Origin of the sequence: Shigella sp. FJ200513 (genome assembly GCF_040495915.1) — a bacterium.
In the GTDB taxonomy this organism is placed as follows: domain Bacteria; phylum Pseudomonadota; class Gammaproteobacteria; order Enterobacterales; family Enterobacteriaceae; genus ECMA0423.
Genome location: NZ_JBDYCV010000163.1, coordinates 1 through 5,506, shown reverse-complemented (window position 1 = coordinate 5,506; position 5,506 = coordinate 1). Strand labels below are relative to the sequence as shown.

Sequence of the window (5,506 nt, the reverse complement as noted above, 5' to 3'; positions counted from 1 at the left end):
CAGGGAAAAATATCATCAGATGGCTGCTTAAAAAAAGAATAAATGGTAGTGTCCGCTATTGCCAGTACACCTCAATGAGCGTGATGAAAAAGGGCAGTGGGCAGCCTATGACGCCGTTCATGATGTCCGGAGAGAACTCTGGAAAGCCCTGCTTGGATGGATGCCGGACCCGCAAGGGGGCGAGATTGTTTATGTCGGTGGCACCCTGCTGGATCTGAACCGTTACGAACTGTATTACCAGTTTGATTTTACGGCGAAGTATGAAATCACGGAAGAAGACACGCGACAGGCAGAGGACGTGAATGCCCTGCCGGATTTATCCCTGCTGAGTATTGATGTGGATTACATCGATCCTGGTACTGGCCCGGATGGTGACATTGAGCACCATCTGGAAATGCGTTTCCCTCAGAATTAAGAGTCCCTCATGTTTGTGAAACCCCTGAAAGGGCGGTCGGTTCCTGACCCTGCCCGTGGAGACCTTTTGCCTTCCGAAGGGCGAAATGTGGAAGAAAGCAGCTACTGGTTCCGCCGTATAGCGGCGGGTGATGTGGTACGTGTTAAACAGGATAAGGCTAAAAAATCATGACGATAAGTTTTAATACTGTTCCGTCGAATACGCTGGTGCCGTTGTTCTACGCCGAGATGAACAATTCTGCGGCAAATACAGCGGTGACCAGCGCGCCTGCATTACTGATCGGGCATGCCAGCAACGATGCAGCCATTGAGGTTAACAGCCTGGTGCTGATGCCATCGGCAGATTATGCCCGCCAGATTTGTGGGGCGGGGAGCCAGCTGGCGCGTATGGTGGAAGTCTACCGTCAGACAGATCCTTTCGGTGAACTGTATGTTATTGCAGTACCGGAAGCCAGAGGGGCGGCGGCGACGGTCAGGGTGACGGTTGCCGGAGAAGCAGAGGAAAGCGGCACCCTGAGTCTGTATGTCGGGCGCTCCCGTGTACAGGTGCCTGTGGTGAATGGCGATGATGCCACTGCGGTTGCCACCGCGATTAAGGAAGCGGTAAACGGGGTTATCACCCTGCCGTTTACGGCGTCATCTGATGCAGGCGTGGTGACGCTGACTGCCCGTCATAAGGGGCTGTATGGTAATGAGTTACCGGTCTGTCTGAATTATTATGGTTCTGGTGGTGGTGAGATTTTGCCAGCAGGGCTTCGGGTGGTGACGGAAGTCGGTGCTGCCGGTAGCGGAGCGCCTGATCTTACCGCCGCTGTTGCTGCTATGGGCGATGAGGCATTCGACTTTATCGGTCTGCCGTTCAACGATGCCGCCTCCATCAATATGATGATGACCGAAATGAATGACAGCAGCGGTCGCTGGAGTTATGCGCGCCAGTTATACGGGCATGTCTATACCGCAAAACTGGGAACGCTGTCAGAGCTGGTTGGTGCCGGAGATATGCATAATCAGCAACATATCACGCTTGCCGGTTACGAAAAAGAAACCCAGTCGCCTGTCGATGAACTGGTTGCCAGTCGCCTTGCCCGTGAAGCGGTATTTATCCGGAATGATCCTGCCCGTCCGACACAGACGGGGGAGCTGGTGGGGATGCTTCCGGCACCGAAAGGTAAGCGATTCATCATGACAGAGCAGCAGACCCTTTTATCTCACGGCGTGGCGACGGCTTATGTGGAAGGCGGCACGTTGCAGATCCAGCGTTCCGTAACCACCTACAAAAAGAATGCGTATGGCGTGGCAGACAACAGCTATCTGGACAGTGAAACTCTGCATACCAGTGCATATGTTCTTCGCAAACTGAAATCGGTCATCACAAGCAAGTACGGACGTCACAAGCTGGCAAATGATGGTACCCGTTTTGGTCCGGGGCAGGCGATTGTCACTCCTGCCGTTATCAAAGGGGAACTTCTGGCGACATATCGTCAGATGGAGCGTGCCGGTATTGTGGAAAAATACGATCTGTTTAAACAGTATCTGATAGTTGAGCGTGATGCAGATAACCCGAACCGACTGAATACGCTGTTCCCGCCGGATTATGTTAATCAGTTACGTGTCTTTGCGGTGGTTAACCAGTTCCGTCTTCAGTATTCAGAGGAGTCAGCATAATGGCAAAGATCGCCGGAACCTGTTTTTTTAAAGTGGATGGTCAGCAGTTATCGCTGACAGGTGGCATTGAAGTGCCGATGAACACCAATGTCCGGGATGACATCGTCGGCATGGCAGGGGATGTGGATTACAAGGAGACCTGGCGGTCACCTTACGTTAAGGGCACGTTTAAAGTGCCCAAAAACTTTCCGGTCGACAAAATTACCACCTCAGACCAGATGACGATTACCGCTGAGCTGGCAAACGGCATGGTGTATGTGCTTTCGGCGGCATGGCTGCACGGAGAGGCTAATCATAATGCCGAAGAAGGCACGGCAGATCTTGAATTCCACGGCGAAGAGGGAGGGTATCAGTAATGGCAATGAACGTTACAGAAATAGTTTTAAAAAAACCGGTGACAGCGCATAACGAAATGCTGCATGTGCTGGAGTTGCGCGAGCCCACGTATGACGAAATCGAGGCGCTGGGTTTTCCTTTCATTATTTCCGGTGAAGGCAGTATTAAACTGGACAGCCAGGTGGCACTGAAATATATCCCGTTGCTGGCGGGGATCCCGTGTTCATCGGCGGCGCAGATGGCAAAACTGGATATTTTTAAGACCAGCATGCAGATCCTGCGTTTTTTTACCCAGTCGGAGACGGGAAGCACCTCCGGAAACGACTCTACAATGTTGCCTGGTTCTGGAAACTGAATCCACTGGAGCTGCGACGGGTGGCTGTTTCGCAGTTTACAGAACTGGAAGCCGAGGCCGTCCGCATTAACGAGGAGATGAAGCATGGCTGACAGTTTTCAGCTGAAGGCGATCATCACTGCCGTGGATAAGGTATCGGCACCGCTGAAGGGAATGCAGCGCCAGCTGAAAGGTTTTAAAAAGGAGTTTGCCAGCCTGTCACTGGGCGCAGCGGGTGCCGGAACCGCAGTACTGGGGGCGCTGGCGCTCCCGGTCAAATCTGCCATTGCCCTTGAATCAAAAATGGCGGATGTCCGGAAAGTGGTGGATGGTCTGGATACGCCGGAAGCGTTTAAGGCAATGACGGAGCAGGTGCGCGACCTGTCAACAGAACTGCCCATGTCGGCGGAAGGTATCGCCGAAATTGTGGCGGCGGGTGGTCAGGCTGGTATCGCCCGTGACGAGCTGATGCAGTTTACTGACGATGCCGTGAAGATGGGCGTGGCCTTTGACACCACGGCAGAAGAATCCGGTCAGATGATGGCGCAGTGGCGCACTGCCTTTAAACTGACACAGGGAGAGGTGGCAGGGCTTGCGGATAAGATTAACTATCTTGGCAATACCGGTCCTGCAAGTGCGAAAAAGATTTCTGATGTTGTGACCCGTATTGGCCCTTTAGGCAGTGTTGCGGGTGTGGCCTCCGGAGAGATTGCCGCAATGGGGGCAACCATTGCCGGAATGGGGGTGGAGTCAGAAATTGCTGCGACGGGGATAAAGAATTTTATGTTGTCGCTGACAGCGAGGGATTCTGCCACCAAATCGCAGAAAAAAGTGCTCCGCTCGTTGCGCATTAGCCCGAAAAAACTGGCGGCGGATATGCAGAAAGACGCCCGCGGGGCCATGCTGCACGTACTGGATTCTCTGGCAAAAGTGCCGAAAGAAAAACAGGCTGCTGTGCTGAAAGCGCTGTTCGGGAAGGAATCCCTGGGGGCCATTGCGCCGCTGCTCACGAATCTGGATTTGTTGCGAACCAACTTTAATCGTGTGGCGGATGCGCAGCAGTATGGCGGCTCAATGCAGAAAGAATATGCCGCCCGTGCCGCGACGACAGAAAATCAGTTGTTGCTGCTGCAGAACCAGATCAATGCGATTTCTTCCACGCTGGGGGAAACCTTCCTGCCTTCACTCAATGAAGGCATAAAAGAGATGAAGCCTTTTCTGGAAGAAGTGCGCACGTTTGTCAGAGAAAATCCTGAGGTCGTAAAAACCATCGCGAAAACTGGTGCGGCATTACTGACGATGGGCGTGGCGATTGGCACATTGACACGCATAACAAAAATCATGGGTAGCGTGATGAATATGACGCCGGCAAAGGGATTAATTGCGCTTCTCGTCGGTGGTGCATATCTCATAATTGATAACTGGGAAACGGTCGGTCCGGTTGTGAAAAAAGTCTGGCAGGAGGTTGATCAGGTTGTCAGAGCAATGGGGGGATGGGAACAGGCAGTAAAAACAATAGCAACGGTTTCTGCCCTGTATATTGGTGTGAAGGCGGTGGCAAGTATTCGTGCGGCAACAGTCGCCCAGAATCAATGGACAACGGCGGCAGGAAAAACAGGGCTGAAATTAAAGGGCCTCGGAAAGATCAGTCTGATTGGTGGATTGCTTGAACTGGGCATGATGGCGCAGGAGTTTGAAAAAGAACATCCCTGGCTTGTTAAAAATTTTGTGGCTGATGCACTGAACAGTGGATTTGGTCTGAATGATAAGTTCGACGAGTGGGGCAAACAGTTCCATGATTTTGTCTATGACATGACCGGATGGCAGATGCCACGTGGTGATGGGTATTTATCTCCCGATAAACGCTACACCCCGAATGTATCACTGGAAAGGAATCAGCTGTTAAGCCTTGCATCTTCACCGGCAACCCGCAGCGAACTTAAGGTGACGTTTGACAACGCGCCGCCTGGAATGCGCGTTATCGATTTGCCGAAAACAGGCGATCCCTTTATGAAAATCACCCATGATGTTGGGTATTCTCCATTTAAAAGGTGAGTTCTTTTTTTGTGGTGAAAGATGAGGCAAAATTATCGCGTAACATGCTAACAATGGAGTTTGTTTTGTGATAAAGCCATTTTTAATGACGGTTGCAATATTAACCTCTTGCTGTGCTCAGGCGAAAATACTAACAAATGAGGAGATTGTTTCACGATTTATTAGTAACGTTAAAACATCTGCAGATAATGACGTTGACTTGGATACAGATGGATTCAGACAACTGAGGATATCGTGCCCATCCCCTTCTGCCAGCGGTGCGATTATATTGAGAAAAGCTTCTTATGAATTCGGCAAAAGTATAGGTGTATTTGATTTTGCAAACAATGCATCACCAGCGACGATGACATTTTTGATCCCAATATATAAAGATGATGATTTTGATTCAGATACTGTTGGTTTTACATTTGCGTTCAAGATGCCAAGAGGCCAGTTTTTTGTAGATGTAAAAGAAAACGGGAATATCAGAGCTGGAGTTAATGTTAATGGCGAGTCGGGAGTGACCTACGAAAATTGCAAATTGAATATGAAAGATATTAATGATGATTAATATATAAGCCGCCAGAAATTGGCGGTTTTTTTATAGTGGAGACAGTATGGACTTACCTTCTTTACCTTCTCTTTCTTGGTAATGACTCCAACTTACTGATAGTGTTTTATGTTCAGATAATGCCCGATGACCTTGTCATGCAGCTCCACCGA

The 5,506-nt window shown here is 50.4% G+C and carries 7 protein-coding genes and 1 pseudogene; 7 read left to right on the top strand and 1 reads right to left on the bottom strand.

Features of this window, described 5'->3' with window-relative positions; genetic code table 11:
• Nucleotides 1-73: 73 nt before the first annotated feature.
• The 7 genes and pseudogenes from ABZJ92_RS20335 to ABZJ92_RS20305 all read left to right on the top strand — a co-directional run.
• Nucleotides 74-415: pseudogene (locus ABZJ92_RS20335) on the top strand (phage tail terminator protein); the annotation flags it as partial.
• Nucleotides 416-424: 9 nt separating this feature from the next.
• Nucleotides 425-586 (top strand): DUF2635 domain-containing protein, encoded by a 162-nt coding sequence (locus ABZJ92_RS20330; RefSeq protein WP_000497744.1) that lies wholly within the window; start codon nucleotides 425-427, stop codon nucleotides 584-586.
• The gene (locus ABZJ92_RS20325) at nucleotides 583-2,079 is read left to right on the top strand and encodes a phage tail sheath subtilisin-like domain-containing protein (protein ID WP_000155743.1); all 1,497 of its coding nucleotides are present in this window, start codon (nucleotides 583-585) and stop codon (nucleotides 2,077-2,079) included. The genes ABZJ92_RS20330 and ABZJ92_RS20325 overlap by 4 nt, the downstream gene beginning before the upstream one ends.
• A complete protein-coding gene (locus ABZJ92_RS20320) occupies nucleotides 2,079-2,435 on the top strand; it encodes a phage tail tube protein (RefSeq protein WP_001062338.1) in 357 nt (118 codons plus the stop codon). Before ABZJ92_RS20325 ends, ABZJ92_RS20320 begins: the two co-directional genes overlap by 1 nt.
• Nucleotides 2,435-2,770 carry a phage tail assembly protein gene (locus ABZJ92_RS20315; protein WP_001251340.1) on the top strand — a complete coding sequence of 112 codons (336 nt, stop codon included), beginning with the start codon at nucleotides 2,435-2,437 and terminating at the stop codon, nucleotides 2,768-2,770. The genes ABZJ92_RS20320 and ABZJ92_RS20315 overlap by 1 nt, the downstream gene beginning before the upstream one ends.
• An 84-nt stretch (nucleotides 2,771-2,854) precedes the next feature.
• Nucleotides 2,855-4,804, top strand: coding sequence for a phage tail tape measure protein (locus ABZJ92_RS20310; protein WP_000785377.1), 1,950 nt, complete (start codon nucleotides 2,855-2,857; stop codon nucleotides 4,802-4,804).
• Between the two features lie 67 nt (nucleotides 4,805-4,871).
• Nucleotides 4,872-5,354, top strand: a complete 483-nt coding sequence (locus tag ABZJ92_RS20305; protein ID WP_000594909.1) for a hypothetical protein — start codon at nucleotides 4,872-4,874, stop codon at nucleotides 5,352-5,354.
• Nucleotides 5,355-5,446: 92 nt separating this feature from the next.
• Here the strand turns inward: ABZJ92_RS20305 and ABZJ92_RS20300 are convergent.
• Nucleotides 5,447-5,506 (bottom strand): IS1 family transposase (locus ABZJ92_RS20300; RefSeq protein ID WP_071528444.1); only part of this gene is annotated, 60 nt, incomplete at its 5' end.

What these genes read in the sequence shown, in the direction of transcription:
- ABZJ92_RS20310 (WP_000785377.1), top strand. Translation starts at nt 2,855, where the DNA reads ATGGCTGACAGTTTTCAGCTGAAGGCGATCATCACTGCCGTGGATAAG.
- ABZJ92_RS20320 (WP_001062338.1), top strand. Translation starts at nt 2,079, where the DNA reads ATGGCAAAGATCGCCGGAACCTGTTTTTTTAAAGTGGATGGTCAGCAG.
- ABZJ92_RS20325 (WP_000155743.1), top strand. Translation starts at nt 583, where the DNA reads ATGACGATAAGTTTTAATACTGTTCCGTCGAATACGCTGGTGCCGTTG.
- ABZJ92_RS20330 (WP_000497744.1), top strand. Translation starts at nt 425, where the DNA reads ATGTTTGTGAAACCCCTGAAAGGGCGGTCGGTTCCTGACCCTGCCCGT.
- ABZJ92_RS20315 (WP_001251340.1), top strand. Translation starts at nt 2,435, where the DNA reads ATGGCAATGAACGTTACAGAAATAGTTTTAAAAAAACCGGTGACAGCG.